17 protein-coding genes are annotated in these 15,427 nt (G+C 68.3%); 14 read left to right on the plus strand and 3 right to left on the minus strand.

From position 1 onward, the window contains the following. Window positions 1-53 precede the first annotated feature (53 nt). Both NWF24_RS34095 and NWF24_RS34100 read left to right on the plus strand, forming a co-directional pair. On the plus strand, window positions 54-1,322 hold the full coding sequence (locus NWF24_RS34095; RefSeq protein ID WP_258352362.1) for an SAM-dependent methyltransferase: 1,269 nt from the start codon (window positions 54-56) through the stop codon (window positions 1,320-1,322). Window positions 1,323-1,333: 11 nt separating this feature from the next. Beyond that, window positions 1,334-1,657 carry a DUF1840 domain-containing protein gene (locus tag NWF24_RS34100; RefSeq protein ID WP_093059364.1) on the plus strand — a complete coding sequence of 108 codons (324 nt, stop codon included), beginning with the start codon at window positions 1,334-1,336 and terminating at the stop codon, window positions 1,655-1,657. 8 nt (window positions 1,658-1,665) lie between these two features. Here NWF24_RS34100 and NWF24_RS34105 read toward each other — a convergent pair whose 3' ends face one another. Both NWF24_RS34105 and NWF24_RS34110 read right to left on the minus strand, forming a co-directional pair. Continuing rightward, window positions 1,666-2,691: a Bug family tripartite tricarboxylate transporter substrate binding protein gene (locus NWF24_RS34105; RefSeq protein WP_258352363.1), complete on the minus strand. Its 1,026-nt coding sequence runs from the start codon at window positions 2,689-2,691 to the stop codon at window positions 1,666-1,668. A gap of 78 nt (window positions 2,692-2,769) precedes the next feature. Continuing rightward, window positions 2,770-3,696, minus strand: a complete 927-nt coding sequence (locus tag NWF24_RS34110) for a LysR family transcriptional regulator (RefSeq protein WP_258352364.1) — start codon at window positions 3,694-3,696, stop codon at window positions 2,770-2,772. Window positions 3,697-3,830: 134 nt separating this feature from the next. Here NWF24_RS34110 and NWF24_RS34115 point away from each other — a divergent pair, with 134 nt between their 5' ends. Further along, entirely contained in the window at window positions 3,831-4,595 is a 765-nt protein-coding gene (locus tag NWF24_RS34115) for an SDR family oxidoreductase (RefSeq protein WP_258352365.1), read from the plus strand. 14 nt (window positions 4,596-4,609) lie between these two features. Here NWF24_RS34115 and NWF24_RS34120 read toward each other — a convergent pair whose 3' ends face one another. Then, on the minus strand, window positions 4,610-4,975 hold the full coding sequence (locus NWF24_RS34120) for a hypothetical protein (protein ID WP_258352366.1): 366 nt from the start codon (window positions 4,973-4,975) through the stop codon (window positions 4,610-4,612). A gap of 300 nt (window positions 4,976-5,275) precedes the next feature. Here NWF24_RS34120 and NWF24_RS34125 point away from each other — a divergent pair, with 300 nt between their 5' ends. From NWF24_RS34125 to NWF24_RS34175, 11 genes are all read left to right on the plus strand, one after another. Next, entirely contained in the window at window positions 5,276-6,925 is a 1,650-nt protein-coding gene (locus NWF24_RS34125; RefSeq protein WP_258352367.1) for a ShlB/FhaC/HecB family hemolysin secretion/activation protein, read from the plus strand. A 61-nt stretch (window positions 6,926-6,986) separates the two neighbouring features. After that, window positions 6,987-8,801 carry a DUF2341 domain-containing protein gene (locus tag NWF24_RS34130; RefSeq protein WP_258352368.1) on the plus strand — a complete coding sequence of 605 codons (1,815 nt, stop codon included), beginning with the start codon at window positions 6,987-6,989 and terminating at the stop codon, window positions 8,799-8,801. Between the two features lie 15 nt (window positions 8,802-8,816). After that, a complete protein-coding gene (locus NWF24_RS34135; RefSeq protein ID WP_258352369.1) occupies window positions 8,817-9,230 on the plus strand; it encodes an ExbD/TolR family protein in 414 nt (137 codons plus the stop codon). 10 nt (window positions 9,231-9,240) lie between these two features. After that, window positions 9,241-9,975: a hypothetical protein gene (locus NWF24_RS34140; protein ID WP_258352370.1), complete on the plus strand. Its 735-nt coding sequence runs from the start codon at window positions 9,241-9,243 to the stop codon at window positions 9,973-9,975. A gap of 77 nt (window positions 9,976-10,052) precedes the next feature. Further along, entirely contained in the window at window positions 10,053-11,825 is a 1,773-nt protein-coding gene (locus NWF24_RS34145; RefSeq protein ID WP_258352371.1) for a putative porin, read from the plus strand. 31 nt (window positions 11,826-11,856) lie between these two features. Beyond that, window positions 11,857-12,585: a hypothetical protein gene (locus tag NWF24_RS34150; RefSeq protein ID WP_258352372.1), complete on the plus strand. Its 729-nt coding sequence runs from the start codon at window positions 11,857-11,859 to the stop codon at window positions 12,583-12,585. Beyond that, window positions 12,582-13,508 carry a peptidylprolyl isomerase gene (locus NWF24_RS34155; protein ID WP_258352373.1) on the plus strand — a complete coding sequence of 309 codons (927 nt, stop codon included), beginning with the start codon at window positions 12,582-12,584 and terminating at the stop codon, window positions 13,506-13,508. Before NWF24_RS34150 ends, NWF24_RS34155 begins: the two co-directional genes overlap by 4 nt. A 28-nt stretch (window positions 13,509-13,536) precedes the next feature. Further along, entirely contained in the window at window positions 13,537-14,052 is a 516-nt protein-coding gene (locus NWF24_RS34160; protein ID WP_258352374.1) for a YbjN domain-containing protein, read from the plus strand. Between the two features lie 26 nt (window positions 14,053-14,078). Further along, window positions 14,079-14,342: a hypothetical protein gene (locus NWF24_RS34165; RefSeq protein WP_258352375.1), complete on the plus strand. Its 264-nt coding sequence runs from the start codon at window positions 14,079-14,081 to the stop codon at window positions 14,340-14,342. Between the two features lie 84 nt (window positions 14,343-14,426). Then, a complete protein-coding gene (locus tag NWF24_RS34170; RefSeq protein ID WP_258352376.1) occupies window positions 14,427-14,933 on the plus strand; it encodes an arsenate reductase ArsC in 507 nt (168 codons plus the stop codon). Further along, complete coding sequence (locus NWF24_RS34175) at window positions 14,930-15,403, plus strand: YbaB/EbfC family DNA-binding protein (RefSeq protein ID WP_258352377.1); 474 nt, start codon at window positions 14,930-14,932, stop codon at window positions 15,401-15,403. Before NWF24_RS34170 ends, NWF24_RS34175 begins: the two co-directional genes overlap by 4 nt. Window positions 15,404-15,427: the final 24 nt, after the last annotated feature.

The following is a 15,427-nucleotide window of genomic DNA, read 5'->3' on the forward strand; positions in this document are numbered from 1 at the left end:
CGCTGACACGGGTAGTCATGCAAAAACTTGGAAAAATCAATACCATGGGCCCCATGCAAAACTTGATACCCAAGATCGAGTCGCAGCTGGCTTCGCTGCCTGTCCCCATCGCGCTGGAGCTGCCAGATGGCAGGCGCGTTGCCCAGGCGGGAGCCCGCGTCACCCTGGCCTTCAAGGAATGGACGGTGCTCGCCAAGCTGGCGGCCCGACAGGTGGGGGCCATCGGCGAAGCGTATGTCGAGGGCAAGGTGCAGATCGAGGGCGCCATGCGCGACCTGATCGACGCCACCGTCGGCATGCTGCCCGGCAACCCGGCCGAAACCGACACTGGTTGGTGGAGCCGCCTGCAGCACCGGGCAAAGTCCCATGGCTCGCACTCGCTGCGCAAGGACGCGGCCCAGATCGAGTTCCACTACGACGTCTCCGACGACTTCTACGCGCTGTGGCTGGACCCGCGCCGCGTGTATTCATGCGCCTACTTCCGCACGCCCGACCTCACGCTGGCCCAGGCGCAGGAAGCCAAGCTCGACCACATCTGCCGCAAGCTCATGCTGCAGCCGGGCGAGCGCTACCTCGACATCGGCTCAGGCTGGGGCGCGCTGCTGCTGTGGGCGGCCGAGCACTATGGCGTGGACGCCACCGGCATCACGCTGTCGAAGAACCAGCATGCCTACGTGCAGCGGCTCATCGAGGAAAAGGGCCTGCAGGGCCGCGTGCGCGTCGAACTGCGCGACTACCGCGAGCTGTCGGTCGACCAGCCCTTCGACAAGATCTCGTCAGTGGGCATGTTCGAGCACGTGGGCGCGGCCAACATGCCGACCTACTTCCGCAAGATCCATTCGCTGCTGAAGCCGGGCGGCCTGGTCATGAATCACGGCATCACCTCGGGCGAGCTCAACTATCGCCAGCTGGGCGCCGGCATGGGTGACTTCATCGAGAAATACATCTTCCCCGGCGGCGAGCTGCTGCACGTGACGCACGTGCTGCGCGAGACGGCCGCGGCCGGCCTGGAGATGGTCGACACCGAGAGCCTGCGCCCGCACTATGCGCGCACGCTCTGGGCCTGGTCGGATGCACTCGAGGCGCAGCTCGACACCGCGCGCGAGGTGCTGCAGCGCAACGGCGGCCGCCAGGCCGAGAACGCCGAGCGCGTGCTGCGGGCCTACCGCCTGTACCTCGCGGGCTCGGCCATGAGCTTCGAGCAGGGCTGGATCTCGCTGCACCAGATGCTGTCCACCAGGCCTGACGGCAAGGTCGAACACGGCGTTTTGCGCGGCGCGCAATCGGTGTACCCTTTTGCCCGTGACTACATCTACAAGTGAGTGAAAACACCATGCTCTATCGATTCCAGTCCCGAGCTTCCCCCGACTTCGTGATGCTCGAAGTGCATGCCCGCCAGTTGCTGGACATCGTCGGCAAGTCGGCGGCCCCGCAAGGCATCATCACGGTCGAGCAGATCCCCGGCGCCATCGCGGCCATCGAAGCCGCGCTGGCGCGCGAGGGCTCCAACGCCCACAACAACGACGACTACGCCGTCGAAGGCCACGCCAACGAGGCCGAGAAGCAGCATGTCGGGCTACATCAGCGTGCAATCCCCCTGCTCCACATGCTCAAGGATTCGCTGGCCGAAAAGAAGGACGTGACCTGGAAGACCTGATCGGTCGGTCAGTCCACTTTCGCGCCGGAGTCCTTCACCACCTTCGCCCACTTCACGTGCTCGCTCGCAATGAGCTTCGTGAAGTCGGCGGGTGAATTCCCGCTCGGAATCGCGCCCTGCGCGAGCATCTTTTCCTTGATGGCCGGCGTGCTCAGCGACTTGGCCACTTCCTGCTGAATCCGGTTCACGATCTCGGGCGAGGTGCCGGCCGGCGCCAGCAGCCCGAACCACGAGCTTGCCTCGTAGCCCTTGAGCGACGGGCCCCCCACTTCTTCCACCGTCGGAATGTCCGGCAGGGCGGGTGAGCGCTGCGCGCTCGTCACGGCCAGGGCAGTGAGCTTGCCGGCCTTGATCTGCGCCATCGACGAGGGCAGGTTGTCGAACATCACGTCGGCGTTGCCGCCCACCATGTCCAGCAGCGCCGGGCCCGAGCCCTTGTACGGAATGTGCGCCATGAAGGTGCCCGTCATGCTCTTGAACAGCTCGCCCGCAAGGTGGATCGACGTGCCGCTGCCGCTCGACGCCATGTTCAGCTTGCCCGGGTTGGCCTTGGCGTACTTGATGAAGTCCTGCACGTTGCGGATGTTCAGCGTCTTCGCCTTGTCGGCGTTCATCTCCATCACATTCGGCACGGCGGCCACCAGCGTGATGGGCGCGAAGTCCTTGATCGGGTCGAAGGGCAGCTTGGGGTACAGCGCGCGGTTGATGCCGTGCGTGCCGACCGTGCCCATCAGCAGCGTGTAGCCGTCGTTCGGCGCGCGCGCCACGATCTCGGCGCCCACGTTGCCGCCCGCGCCCGCGCGGTTGTCCACGATGAACTGCTGGCCGAAGGCCTTCGACAGTTCGGGCGCGACGGCGCGCGCCAGGATGTCGGTGGTACCGCCGGCCGCAAAGGGCACGACGATGCGCACCGGCTTGGTCGGCCAGGTGCCTTGGGCCCACGAAGGGGTGGCCATCAGGGTCAGGGCGGTGGCTACGGATGCGGCCAGCGCGGTGCGGCGACTGGGCTTGAAGAGAGAGAAAGAAGAAGTCATGCGCGCGTTTGTACAGGTGCACGCCACGGGCGTCGCGGGTGAAAACCCCGTGAGCCGGTGGGTCGCCGCACAGTCGGCTCAGGCCACCTGCATGCGCTGCGCAAACCGCTCGTTGCGAAAACGCTCCAGCACGAAGTCGATGAACACGCGCGTCTTCGGCGGCAGCAGCTTCTTGCTCGGGTAGTAGAGCCACACTGCGCCCGCGTCCTGATGCCATTCGGGCAGCAGCCGCAGCAGCTCGCCGCTGCGCAGCCCGCGCTCCACGAAGGGCATCGGCAGCATCGCCACGCCCAGCCCCATCAGCGCCGCATGCGCGATGGCTTCGGGGTCGTTGAAGATCGCGCGCGGCCGGGGCAGGTCGACCGTGGCCTCCTCCCCGCGCGCATGCCGCAGCGTCCAACTGCGCAGCCGCCCCGTGGGCGAGGAGCGGCGCAGCAGGGTGTCGAGCGCCGCCAGGTCCGAGGGATGCCTGGGCCGCTTGCGCCCCTCCATGTAGCGCGGCGACGCCACCGCCACCACGTGGATGCGCGCCAGCTCCCGCGCCACCAGTCCGGCCGACAGCTCGATGCCGCCGCCGATGGCCGCGTCGAAACCCTCGCCGACCAGGTCGACCTGCTGGTTGTCGAAATGCCAGTCCGGCAGGATGGCCGGGTAGCGCGCGAGAAAGTCGCCCATCAGCGGCAGCACGTGCTCGCGCCCGAAGGCCTGGCCCATGCTCACCTTCAGCGTGCCGGCGGGCTGGCCGTCGTCGGTGTCGATGCCGGCCACGGCCTCCTGCAGCGTGGCCAGCGCGGGGCCGATCTGCGCCAGGAATCGCTCGCCGCCCTCGGTCAGCGTGAGGCTGCGCGTGCTGCGCTGGAACAGCCGCACGCCCAGCCGCGCCTCGAGCCGCGCCACGTTCTTGCTGACTGCGGCCGGCGTCAGCCCCAGGCGCCGGGCGGCGGCCGAGAAGCTGCCGCCTTCGGCGCTCTGCACAAAGGATTCGAGGTGATTGAGCGGTTCCATGGCCGCATTTTCATTCTCATCTTCAACTCTGGGTTGAATTTGCTTGCGCCAATTGATGGCTACCGCCGAGGGAATGAAATGCCGACACTGAAGGTCTTCTTTCTCCCGTCCCCCTTCAACTGATCGGAAAAATCATGACTTCCAGCAATGCTTCTTCTTCCCCCGTCCTGGCCGGCAAGGTCGCCTTCGTCACCGGCGGTTCGCGCGGCATCGGCGCCGCCATCGTGCGGCGCCTGGTGCGCGACGGCGCCGCCGTGGCCTTCAGCTACGCCAGCTCCAGCGCCCCGGCCGACGAGCTGGTGCGCAGCATCCAGTCCGAAGGCGGCCGCGCCCTCGCGCTGAAGATCGACAGCGCCGACGCTGCCGCGCTCACCGCCGGCATCGACGAAGCGGCCCGCGCCTTCGGCAAGATCGACATCCTCGTGAACAACGCCGGCGTGTTCCTGGGCGGCACCCTCGACGACTTCTCGCTCGAAGATTTCGACAAGACGCTGAACGTCAACGTGCGCGCCGTGTTCGTCGCTGCCAAGGCGGCCTCGCGCCACATGGGCGAAGGCGGCCGCATCATCAACATCGGCAGCACCAACGCCGAGCGCATGCCCTGGCCGGGCGGCAGCGCCTATGCGATGAGCAAGTCGGCGCTGGTCGGCATGGTGCAGGGCCTGTCGCGCGACCTCGGCCCGCGCGGCATCACGGTCAACAACGTGCAGCCCGGCCCGGTCAACACCGACATGAATCCGGTCGACGGTCCCAACGCCGCTGCCATGCATGGGCTGATGGCGCTGGCTCGCCATGCGCGTCCGGAAGAAATCGCCGGCATGGTCGGCTACCTGGCCAGCCCGGAGGCCGCGTTCGTGACCGGCGCCAGCCTGAACATCGACGGCGGCTTTGCAGCCTGAGCGGCCTGCCTCTGCTAGGGGCGCGGAATCAGTGGCGACGACGGCGCCACTGTTGGCGGCCGCTGCGGGTACACCGAGGTTCCAAAGGTGTTGCCCATGCGATGGCCGGTTGCCGCCCGGTTGAACAGCCCAAGCTGATTCGATGGCTTCTGCACCATCGCTTCCGAGGCCATGCCGGGCTGCGCCGCGTCCGGCGCGCGCGCCGAGGCTGCGGGGCGCAGCTTCTCCGTCAGGCAATCGTATGAGGGCGTCCGCTCTCCGTTGACGGTCACTTCAACGCAGGGTTGATCGGCCGCAGCCTTCGCTTGCGCCGATGCGTTCACGTAGCATCCGAACGCCAGGGCTGTGGCGACGACGCCGTACAGACAAATCACGCGCATCGCTGCACCTCCATTGCGCCACCAGCGGCCGCGCAGTCTATGCGCCAGGCAAGTCAATGAAAAGACGCCGGGGAACAGCCCTCGCGCGCAAAGAAAACGCCCCCGCGCAGAGGCCCTTCTTCTTAAGTATGGAAAACCGGCCGGAGAGGCCCGGGTGACATTTTGTTGATGAAGTTTTCGTGACAAACGACAGTCGCCGCGCATGCAGTGCGTCTAGGTAGGGTACGCCGCAGCGACACGAAAGCTCTCCCCGATGAGCCGCTGCCAGGCGCGCTTCATTCCTTGGGATCAGAGCTTCAAATGCATGCAATCAAGAAGAACGGGAAAGGCCCGCCGGGACGCTGTCGTCGCGTCGTGTGGCTGGCAGTGATGGCGATGGGCGCGCAGGGAGCCGCCTTCGCCCAGACACCTTCGTCCGCGCCGTCCGCCGCACCCGCGACCACCGCCGCCGAGCCCGCGCGCAAGGTCGACATCGCCGAATACATCGTGCGCGGCAACACCGTGCTCGACGCGCGTGCCATCGAGAAGGCGGTCACGCCCTTCCTCGGCCCCGAGCGCACGCTGAAAGACGTGGAGGGCGCGCGCGACGCACTGCTCGCGGCCTACCAGGCGGCGGGCTACCAGTCGGTGTATGTCGACCTGCCAGAGCAGCAGGTGACGCAGGGCGTGGTGTTCCTGCAGGTCAACGAGACCCGCGTGGGCCGCGTGCGCGTGGTGGGCGCCGAGTACAACTCGCCGCTCGATGTGCGCGACCAGGTGCCGGCGTTGAAGGAGGGCAGCGTGCCCAACTTCAACAAGGCGCAGGCAGAACTCACTGCGCTCAACCGTGGCCCCAAGCGGCAGGTGATGCCGCTGGTGCGCCAGGGCAGCATGCCGGGCACCATGGACGTCGATCTCAAGGTCGAAGACTCGAGCCCGTGGCGCGCCAGCGTCGGCCTCAACAACGACTACAGCGCCGACACGCGCAAGCTGCGCGCCACCGCATCGATCGGCCACGACAACCTCTGGCAGCTGGGCCACAGTGCCTCCATCAGCTTCTTCGGCGCGCCGCAGGACCTGAGCCAGACGAAGGTGATCTCGGCCTCGTACGCCGCGCCGCTTCCGGGCACCAACTGGAGCCTGGAAGCCAATGCGCTCTCGTCAGACAGCAACGTGGCCACCGTGGGCGGCACCGACGTGCTCGGCAAGGGCCACTCGTTCGGCCTGAAGGCGACCTATACCGTGCCGAATGCCGGCAACTGGTGGCACGCGTTCAGCGTCGGCATCGACTTCAAGAACAACAAGGAAGCGCTCACGCTGAAGGGCAGCGGCGACACCGTGCCGCTCAAGTACGCGCCGATCACGCTGTCGTACTCGGGCTTGCGCCAGTCGGAGAAGAGCCAGTACGGCGTGGGCGTCTCGCTGGTGGTGGGCACCAGCAGCTCGTTCAAGTACGGCAGCGACTGGCAGGCCTTCGACTACAAGCGCTACAAGGCGTCGCCCAGCTTCATGGTGCTGAAGGCCGACCTCAACGGCATGCACACCTTCGACGGCGGCTCGCAGCTCGCCTTCCGTTTCAACGGGCAGATAACCGATTCGCCGTTGGTGTCGAGCGAGCAGATCGCCGGCGGCGGCATGAACTCGGTGCGCGGCTATCTCTCTGCCGAAGCCACCGGCGACTACGGCGTGGTGGGCTCGGTCGAGCTGCGCAGCCAGCCGCTGACCTATCTGGGCAGCGTGGTCGAGAACTGGCGTGTGTACGCCTTTGCCGATGCAGCGCGGCTGCGCCTGAAGAGCCCGCTGCCCGAACAGGAAGACCGCTTCTCGCTGTACTCGGTCGGCGTGGGGACCACCTTCAAGCTTGGTCAATACCTCGCGGGCCGCGTCGACATCGGCTACCCGCTCACGGACGGCCCGCGCACGAAGAAGCACGACCCGCGAGTGAATTTCAGCCTCACCGCGAACTACTGAGCGGCGCGGCCACCCGTTTTCCTTTCATTTTTTCGCTACGAGCTTTCCGGAGAACCCTGTCATGCGACGCCTTCTTTTCATCGTGCTCACGCTGCTGAGCACACTCCTGCCGGGCCTGGCCCATGCCTGGTGGCAAGCCGAGTGGTCCTATCGCAAACCCATCACCATCGACGGCGGTCCGCAGGCCGGCGCCATCGGCAGCGATGCCGGCCGCGTGCCGGTACTGGTGCGCCTGCACACAGGCAACTTCAAGTTCGAAGGCGTGAGTGAAACCGGCGCCGACCTGCGCTTTGTCGCAGCGGACGACAAGACGGTGCTGAACCACCAGATCGAGCAGTTCGATCCGCTGCTGGGCATGGCGCTGATCTGGGTCGACGTGCCCAACGTCTCGGCCGGCACGCCGCAGAAGCTGTGGATGTACTACGGCAACCCGAAGGCGCCCGCCTCGGGCAACGGCCAGCGCAGCTTCGACCCCGACTACACGCTGGTCTATCACTTCGCAGAAGGCGCAGTGCCGCCGCGCGACACCACGGCTTATGGCAACAACGGCCAGACCACCACCGTGCCCGTCGAAGGCACCGTCATCGGCAGGGGTGCGCAGCTGGGCAGTGGCGCACTGATGCTGCCGGCCACGCCGTCGCTCGCCGTGCAGGCCGGCGGCACGCTCACCTTCTCCGCATGGGTCAGGCCCGACCAGCTCGGCGCGCGCCAGGCGATCTACACGCGCCGCGACGGTGCCGGCGAGCTCGTGGTCGGTATCGACCAGGGTGTGCCCTTCGTGCAGGTCAACGGCCAGCGCAGCGCGCCGGGCCAGCCGATCCAGGCCGGCCAGTGGTCGCACATCGCGGTGAAGGCCGAAGGCGAGAAAGTGGCGCTCTACGTCGGTGGCCGTCCCACCGTATCGCTGGCGGCGAAGCTGCCGGCGCTGAACACGGCCGCCGCGCTCGGCGCCGATGTGCCGGCCACCGCGCCCACTGCATCAGCCCCGCAGGGCGCTCAACCCGCCGCCGCCCTCGCGGCGTTCACCGGCGCCATCGACGAAGTGCGCCTGTCGAAGGTCGCTCGCGCCGACGCGCTGCTGCTGGCCGACGCCATCTCGCAAGGCGCCGAGTCGCGCCTCACCGCCTTCGGCGCCGACGAGCAGCAGGCCGGCAAGAGCCACTTCGGCTTCATCCTTGCCGCCATGCCGCTGGACGCATGGGTCGTCGTCGGCCTGCTGGGCCTGATGATGGTGCTGTCGTGGGCCATCATGATCGGCAAGGGCCGCAGCTACGGCGCCACCTCGCGCGCCAACGCCGCCTTCATCGAGCACTTTCGCGAAGCCGCCGGCGCACCGCTCGACCGCCTGGCCGTGAGCAACACCGTGCCCGAGGATGTGCGTGCCGATTCGTCGCTGTGGCGCCTGTACGAAGTGGCCATCGACGAGATGCGCCGCCGCCATGACCGCGGCTACGACCTGAGCGCTGTGTCGAGCGCCACCATTGGTGCCATCCGTGCCGCCATGGACGGCGTGATGGTGCGCGAGACCGAGCGCATGTCCAAGCGCATGAACTGGCTCTCGACCACCATCGAGGGCGCGCCCTACGTCGGCCTGTTCGGCACCGTGATCGGCATCATGCTGGTGTTCGTGGTGGCGGCAATGGCCGGCGCGGTGGACATCAACTCGGTCGCGCCCGGCATGGCCGCCGCGCTGCTGTGTACCGCCGCGGGCCTGGGCGTCGCGATTCCCGCGCTGTTTGGCTACAACTGGCTCGCGTCGCGCTCCGATGCCATCGGCGCCGACATGGCCGTGTTCGTAGACGAGTTCGTCACGCGCCTGGCGGAAGAGCAGGGCGAAGGCCGCTCCATGCCGCAAGCCGTTGCCAAGCGCGCCTGAGGCCGGTAGCACGCCATGGCAAACACCGCAGCCAAGTTCGGCACCCGCAAGCGCGCGGGCGGCATCAACATCACGCCCTTCGTCGACGTGCTGCTGGTGGTGCTGGTGATCTTCATCCTCACCAGCAACGCCAGCATTCCCGGCATCAAGGTCGACCTGCCCAAGGCCAGCGCCTCGGTGGCGCTGGAAAAGCCCAAGACCAAGGCCATCACCATCGACAACGCGGGCAACGTGTTCCTCGACGCCTATCCGGTCACGCTGCCCGAGCTAGAGGAGCGCCTGCGCACCGAGAAGGCCCTGTCGCCCGACTTTCCCGTGATCGTGCGCGGCGATGCCAGCGTGCAATACGCGAAGGTGGTCGACGTGCTCGACCTGCTGCGCCGCATCGAGCTGAACCAGATCGGCCTCGTGACTGGCAAGCAGAAGTGAGGAACGCAGCGTGAACCCTCGCAACCCGACTTCTGCTGCCAGCGCGCGTCGCGCGGGCGGGCAGGCTGGGCTGTGGCGCCGCTGGGGCGGGTGGGTCATCGGCCTGGCGCTTGCCGTCGCGCTGGTGGCGCTGGTGTGGCATCTGCTGAGCGACACCGCGAGCACGAAGCGCGTGGTGGCCGACGCACCGATGCTGATGCTGCCGCCCCCACCGCCGCCTCCGCCACCGCCCGAGCCCGAGAAGCTGCCCGAGCCCGAGCCGGAAAAGATCAAGCCGGTGACCGAGCCCGAGCCCAAGCCGGTCGAGCCCCTGGAGCCGCCGAAGGACGACACCCCGCCCAGCCCCTCGAAGGACCTGGGCGACCCCGTGACCATGGACAGCGCCGGCCAGGCCGGCAACGACGCCTTCGGCATCCAGGCCGGCAGCGGCGGCGGCATGAGCGGCACGGGAGCCGGGGGCGGCCTCGGCAGCGGCTCGTATGCGCGCTACGTGTCGAGCTTGCTGCAGCAGGCGCTGTCGCGCGACCCGCGCACCCGCCAGCTGGTGTTCGACGACATCCAGATCGACCTGTGGCTCGGCGCCGACGGCAAGACCACGCGAGCGCAGCTGGTGCGCGGCACCGGCACCCCGGACATCGACGAAGCGGTGCTCGCGCTGCTGCGCGGCCTGGACCGCGTCGACGAGAAGCCTCCGGCCTCGCTGCGCTTTCCGATGCGCGTGTCCATGCGGGGGCGCCGGCCATGAGCATGCAGCGCCTTCGAGCCGAGGCCGCCACACCGGCCGTCCCATTCAATCCTGCGAACCAAGTTGCGAACAAAGCGATGAACCACCTTCAACACATCCCGATCCTGCGCAAGTGCGCGCTCGCGGCGGCCGTGGCCTCCGTGTTCGTCCTGTCGGCCGGCCATGCCGCCGCGCAGCCTGCGGCCGCACCCACCGAGACCGCCATGGTCAAGCTGATCCGCGGCCTGATCCAGAGCGGCACGCTCGCCAAGGACGTGGGCGAGGCCCTGCTGGCCCAGGCCCAGACCGAGGCCGTCGCCGCGCAGCAGGCGCAGCAGCGCATGACGGCCGCGGCCACCGCCGCGTCGGCCAACGTGGCCGGCGGCGTGCGGTTGGAGCCGGGCGACGTGCGCGTGCCCTACATCTCGCAGACCGTGCGCGACCAGATCCGCGACGAGGTCAAGGCCCAGGTCATGGCGCAGGCCAAGGACGAAGGCTGGGCCGCGCCCAACGAAACGCCCGAGTGGAGCAAGCGCATCCGCGTGGAAGGCGACGTGCGCGTGCGCAACGAGTCGCGCAGCTACGCGGGCAACAACAGCAACATCGAGATCAACTGGGCCGAGCTCAACAAGAGCACGGGCTACGACGTCAACCCGAACACCAACCTCGCGCTGCCGTCGATCCTGAACACCCGCCAGGACCGCCGCAACCTGTTCCGCGCCCGCGCGCGGCTCGGCATCTATGCCGACCTCACCGAGAACACCAAGGCCGGCGTGCGCCTGGCCTCGGGCAGCGACGAGAGCCCGGTCTCGACCACCCAGACGCTGGGCGGCGGCCTGAGCAAGAAGAGCGTGTGGCTCGACCAGATGTGGATCTCGCACAAGCCGGTCGACTGGCTCACCGTGACCGCGGGCCGCTTCGGCAACCCGTTCATGTCGACCGACCTGCTGTATTCCAGCGACCTGAACTTCGACGGCATTGCCGCGCAGTTCGAGAAGAAACTGGCCTCGAACAAGGACCTCTCGCTGTTCGGCACGCTGGGGCTGATTCCGCTGGAGTACAGCTCGGACAACTCGCCCAGCCGCAGTCAGGACAAGATGAAGAGCGAGAACAAGTGGCTGCTGGGCGCGCAGTTCGGCGCCGACTGGAAGATCGACGAGGACAACCGCGTGCGCGGCGCGCTCGCGTACTACAACTTCCGCAACATCAGCGGCCAGGTCTCGCAGCCCTGCGCGCTGTATGCGGGCGCCGACGGCTGCAGCACCGACTGGTCGCGCCCGGCCTTCATGCAGAAGGGCAACACGCTCATGCTGCTGCGCGACATCACGCTCGATCCGCTCAACCCGGCCGGCACGCCGCAGCCGCAGTACGTGGGCCTGGCCTCGAAGTTCCGCCTGATCGACCTGAACCTGCGCTGGGACACGGCGGTGGCGGGCAACAACCTGCGCCTGGACGCCAACTTCGTGAAGAACACCGCCTACGACTCCAGGGACATCTGGAACCGCGCGGGCATTCGCGGCGCCATCGTCAACAACTTCGGCGCCACCGGCGGCACCACCCAGGCCGACTTCAAGAGCGGCGGCAATGCCTACATGCTGCAGGCCACCTACGGCAAGCCGGCGCCGGCCAACCGCGGCGACTGGAACGTGCTGGCCGGCTACAAGCGCATCGAGCCCGACTCCATGCCCGACGGCTACAACGACTCGACCTTTCATGGCGGCGGCACCAATGCGCGCGGCTACTTCCTGGGCGGCTCGTACGCGATCGACAAGAACATGTGGTTCACCGGCCGCTGGATCTCGACCAAGGAGGTCTACGGGCCGCCGCTGTCGATCGACACGCTGCAGCTCGAATTCAATGCGCGTTTCTGATCACAACAACAACAAGAAGAAGGAGCCTGCCGTGTCCAGAAACATCTTCCCGGCGCTGCTGCTGGCCATGCTGGCCGCAGCGAGCCACGCCCAGCAGCAGCCACCGGGCGGCCAGAGCATGGAGGAGCGGCTTCGCGCGCAGCTGCGCATCACTACGTCGCAGCTGCAGCAGGCGCAGAACGAACTGGCCGCGCTGAAGGCGGGGCAGCCTGCGGCGGCGCCTGCTGCCGGCGCTGCGCCGGCGAACAAGTCAGAACTCGATGCGCTGAAGAAGGAGCTGGCGCAAAGCCAGGCGCAGCTCGCGGCCGAACGGCAGGCGCGTGAAGCGGCAAGCGCAGGCAGCCAGCAACTGCGCCAGCAGGCGCAGGCGACAAGCGACAAGGCCACCGCGCAGATCGCGCAGTACCGCGGCGCCTACGACGAACTGCTGAAGATGACGCGCGCCTCCGAGGCCGAGCGGCAGCGCTTGGCTATCGAAGCCGCGACGCACCGCACGGCGATCACGCAGTGCGAGGCCAAGAACACGCAGCTCTACGCAGTGGGGCAGGAGATCCTGCGGGCCTACGAGACGGTGGACGTGGGCACCGTGCTCGCGTCGCGCCAACCCTTCGCGGCGCAGAGCCGCGTCAAGTTCGAGCAGATCGCGCAGCAGTACGGCGACAAGCTGTACGAGAGCAAGTTCGACGTGCGCGCCGTGGGTGCGCCGGCGCCTGCCGCAGCCGCTGCTGCGTCCGCACCCGCATCGGGAGACAAGCAATGAAGCATCTCAAGTCATCGTCCGCCGCGCTCGTGCTGCTGGCTTCGTCGATCGGCATGGCCGGCGCGCAGACGCCTCCATCCGCATCCGCTTCAGGCGGTGCCGTGGTGGCCCGCCTCGGCGAAATCACCGTGGGGCAGGACGAGGTGGAGAAGCTGCTGCAAGCCCTGCCCGACAACGAACGCGCCGCCGTCAAGACCGACCGCACGACGCTCGACGGCTGGCTGCGCCAGCGCCTGCTGAGCGAAGCAGTGCTGCGCGATGCCCGTGCAAAGGGCTGGGCCGACCGGCCCGAGGTCAAGGCGAGGATCGACGCTGCCACGCGGGAGATCACCGCGCGCGTCGTGAGCACCAGTTATCTCGAATCGGTGAGCCAGGTGCCCGCCGACTTCCCGTCCGACGCGGACATCAAGGCGGCCTATGAGCAGGGAAAGGCCAATTTCAACCTGCCGGCCACCTACCGTGTCGCGCAGATCTTCCTGTCGACCCCCGACCGCGATGCGGCGGCCATCGCCAAGGTGCGCGAAGAGGCAGGCCGGCTCGCCCGGCAGGCCCGCACTGGCGACTTCGCGGCCATCGCGCGCGCCAGTTCTCAGGACAAGCGCAGCGCCGAGCGCGGCGGCGAGGTCGACACGCTGCCGCTCGCGCGCATGCTGCCCGAGCTGCGCGACACCGTCGCCCGGCTCAAGCCCGGGCAGGTCAGCGACCCCGTGCAGGCCGAGGCCGGCTTCCACGTCGTGAAGGTGCTCGACGTGCAGCCCGCGCGCACCGCCACCCTCGAAGAGATGAAGCCAAGGCTGCAGGCCGCGTTGCGCCAGCAGCGGCAGCAGCAGCTCGTGCAGGCCTACCTCGCGAAGGCCGCACCGGCCACGAAGCTGAGCATCGACGCCGCCGCGCTCGACGCGGCGGTCAAGAAAACCAATTGAACACAACATCCATCCACAGGGGCCATCCATGAGCAACACACCGACGAACAACGAAGCCACCGCCACCGACCTGCTGGACGCCGTCACGCCCGAGCAGGTGTCGGACGCCATCAAGGCCGCAGGCGGCGCCGTCACCACCATCGAGCAGGACGGCGTGGTGCGCCTGCACAGCGCCAGCCACGGCATCGGCTTCCAGGTGCTGTGGGGCAACCCGGTCACCACCACCCAGTACACCGACTTCACCCTGAGCTGCCCGCTGCACGTGCAGGGCGGCACGCTGCCCGAGGCCGTGCTCGCCGCATGGCACCGCACCAAGCGTTTTGCGCGCGTGGCGCAGCACGGCGACTTCGTTGTGCTCGAGATGGACGTGGTGGTCGCCGGCGGCGTGAGCCCGGCGTACCTTGCGTTCGCGGTGCGGCTGTGGATGCAGATGATGGGTGAGTTCTTCCTGCACCTGCGCAACTACGGCCCGGCCGGGGCGACGCGCGGCGATGCCGCGAATGCCGCCGGCGCCGCGCCGAACAGCGATTCCGTGGCCGCCTGAACATGCCCGGCACGCAGCGAAGCGCGATGCCAGCAAACACGAGCACCCCGCGGATTCCGCCGGCCGATCTCCACGACCCACCGACGAGCCGCGCCATCCGCACGACGGCGCGCCAGGCCCAACGCGCGCGCCGCGCCGAAACCGTGCGCCAGCGCCAGCGCGCGGCCCTGCTGACGCTGCTGGCGCGGACCATGGCCGAGCTGCACATCTCGATGGCGGAACTCAATGAAGCGCGCCGTGCGCTGGCGCGCGTGGAGCCATCGCATGAGCCCGAGCCTGATGGCTCCTGAGCCGGGGCGGCGTCACACCTCGTCACACGCACGTAATCCGCCGCGGAATCAAATCACGCGACCCAACAACCCCGAAGACTCCCCATGACTTCCAGCCATGTGACCCACGTTCTGTTCATCTGCAACAGCAACGCCGCGCGCAGCCTGATCGCCGAAGTGCTGCTCAACCAACTGGGCGGCGGACGCTTCCACGCCTACTCCGCGGGCAGCACGCCGACACCCGACGGAAAGCCCGATCCGCGCACGCTCGAAGCCCTCGCGGGCGCGGGCTTTCCCACCGACGGCCTGCGCAGCAAGAGCTGGAGCGAGTTCGGCCTGCCGGGCGCTCCCCAGATGGACCTGATCGTCACGCTGTGCGACGAGGCCGCGGGCGAAACCTGCCCGGTGTGGCCGGGCCGGCCCGCGACGTCGCACTGGTCGCACCCCGATCCGCGCGCAGAAGAAGCGGCCAGGAATCCGGAGGCTTTCGTCCACACGATGCTTGCCATCCGCCGGCACGTCGACCTGCTGGTCGCGCTGCCGGACGAACGCATCGATCGCCTCGTGCTCGGGGCCGAGGCGGCGCGCATCGGCGAGAGGCAGGCTGCGTGACACATGCACACCGCCGCTGGGGCCGCCTTCGCCTTGCGCTCGGCTGGCTCGGCCTGGGCCTCGCGGGCGCCGCCGTGCCATTGGCGGCACCGGCGCAGGCGCAGCGGCAGCAGCAGGTGCCACCGCACTGGATCGGCTATGCGAATCTCGCGAGCAGCCAGTTCCAGACGTCGCTGAGCGACCCCGCCAGCGAAACCGTGCGGCGCCTGCACGCATGGATGCAGGAGCGCATGCTCGACGACGGCCGCGCCGCGGCAACGGCACCACCCGCGCCGGTGGTGGTGCGCGTGTGGGTGGCCGCCGACGGAAAGGTCGAGCGCGTGGCCTTCGATTCGCTGGGCAACGCACAGGCCGACCACGATCTGCGCACGCTGCTCACCGCGCAGCCGCTGGCCGAAGCGCCGCCGCGCGACATGCGGCAGCCGATGGTGCTTCAGCTCACGCTGAGCTTCACCGCCACCCGCACCTGAATGCGTTCGCCGTGCGAGGCGAAG

Source organism: Variovorax paradoxus, assembly GCF_024734665.1.
Taxonomy (GTDB): Bacteria; Pseudomonadota; Gammaproteobacteria; order Burkholderiales; family Burkholderiaceae_C; genus Variovorax.

Excerpts from the sequence above, each read along its gene's own strand:
- NWF24_RS34095 (WP_258352362.1), top strand. The coding sequence starts at position 54 with ATGCAAAACTTGATACCCAAGATCGAGTCGCAGCTGGCTTCGCTGCCT.
- NWF24_RS34100 (WP_093059364.1), top strand. The coding sequence starts at position 1,334 with ATGCTCTATCGATTCCAGTCCCGAGCTTCCCCCGACTTCGTGATGCTC.
- NWF24_RS34105 (WP_258352363.1), bottom strand. The coding sequence starts at position 2,691 with ATGACTTCTTCTTTCTCTCTCTTCAAGCCCAGTCGCCGCACCGCGCTG.
- NWF24_RS34110 (WP_258352364.1), bottom strand. The coding sequence starts at position 3,696 with ATGGAACCGCTCAATCACCTCGAATCCTTTGTGCAGAGCGCCGAAGGC.
- NWF24_RS34115 (WP_258352365.1), top strand. The coding sequence starts at position 3,831 with ATGACTTCCAGCAATGCTTCTTCTTCCCCCGTCCTGGCCGGCAAGGTC.
- NWF24_RS34120 (WP_258352366.1), bottom strand. The coding sequence starts at position 4,975 with ATGCGCGTGATTTGTCTGTACGGCGTCGTCGCCACAGCCCTGGCGTTC.
- NWF24_RS34125 (WP_258352367.1), top strand. The coding sequence starts at position 5,276 with ATGCATGCAATCAAGAAGAACGGGAAAGGCCCGCCGGGACGCTGTCGT.
- NWF24_RS34130 (WP_258352368.1), top strand. The coding sequence starts at position 6,987 with ATGCGACGCCTTCTTTTCATCGTGCTCACGCTGCTGAGCACACTCCTG.
- NWF24_RS34135 (WP_258352369.1), top strand. The coding sequence starts at position 8,817 with ATGGCAAACACCGCAGCCAAGTTCGGCACCCGCAAGCGCGCGGGCGGC.
- NWF24_RS34145 (WP_258352371.1), top strand. The coding sequence starts at position 10,053 with ATGAACCACCTTCAACACATCCCGATCCTGCGCAAGTGCGCGCTCGCG.
- NWF24_RS34155 (WP_258352373.1), top strand. The coding sequence starts at position 12,582 with ATGAAGCATCTCAAGTCATCGTCCGCCGCGCTCGTGCTGCTGGCTTCG.
- NWF24_RS34160 (WP_258352374.1), top strand. The coding sequence starts at position 13,537 with ATGAGCAACACACCGACGAACAACGAAGCCACCGCCACCGACCTGCTG.
- NWF24_RS34165 (WP_258352375.1), top strand. The coding sequence starts at position 14,079 with ATGCCAGCAAACACGAGCACCCCGCGGATTCCGCCGGCCGATCTCCAC.
- NWF24_RS34170 (WP_258352376.1), top strand. The coding sequence starts at position 14,427 with ATGACTTCCAGCCATGTGACCCACGTTCTGTTCATCTGCAACAGCAAC.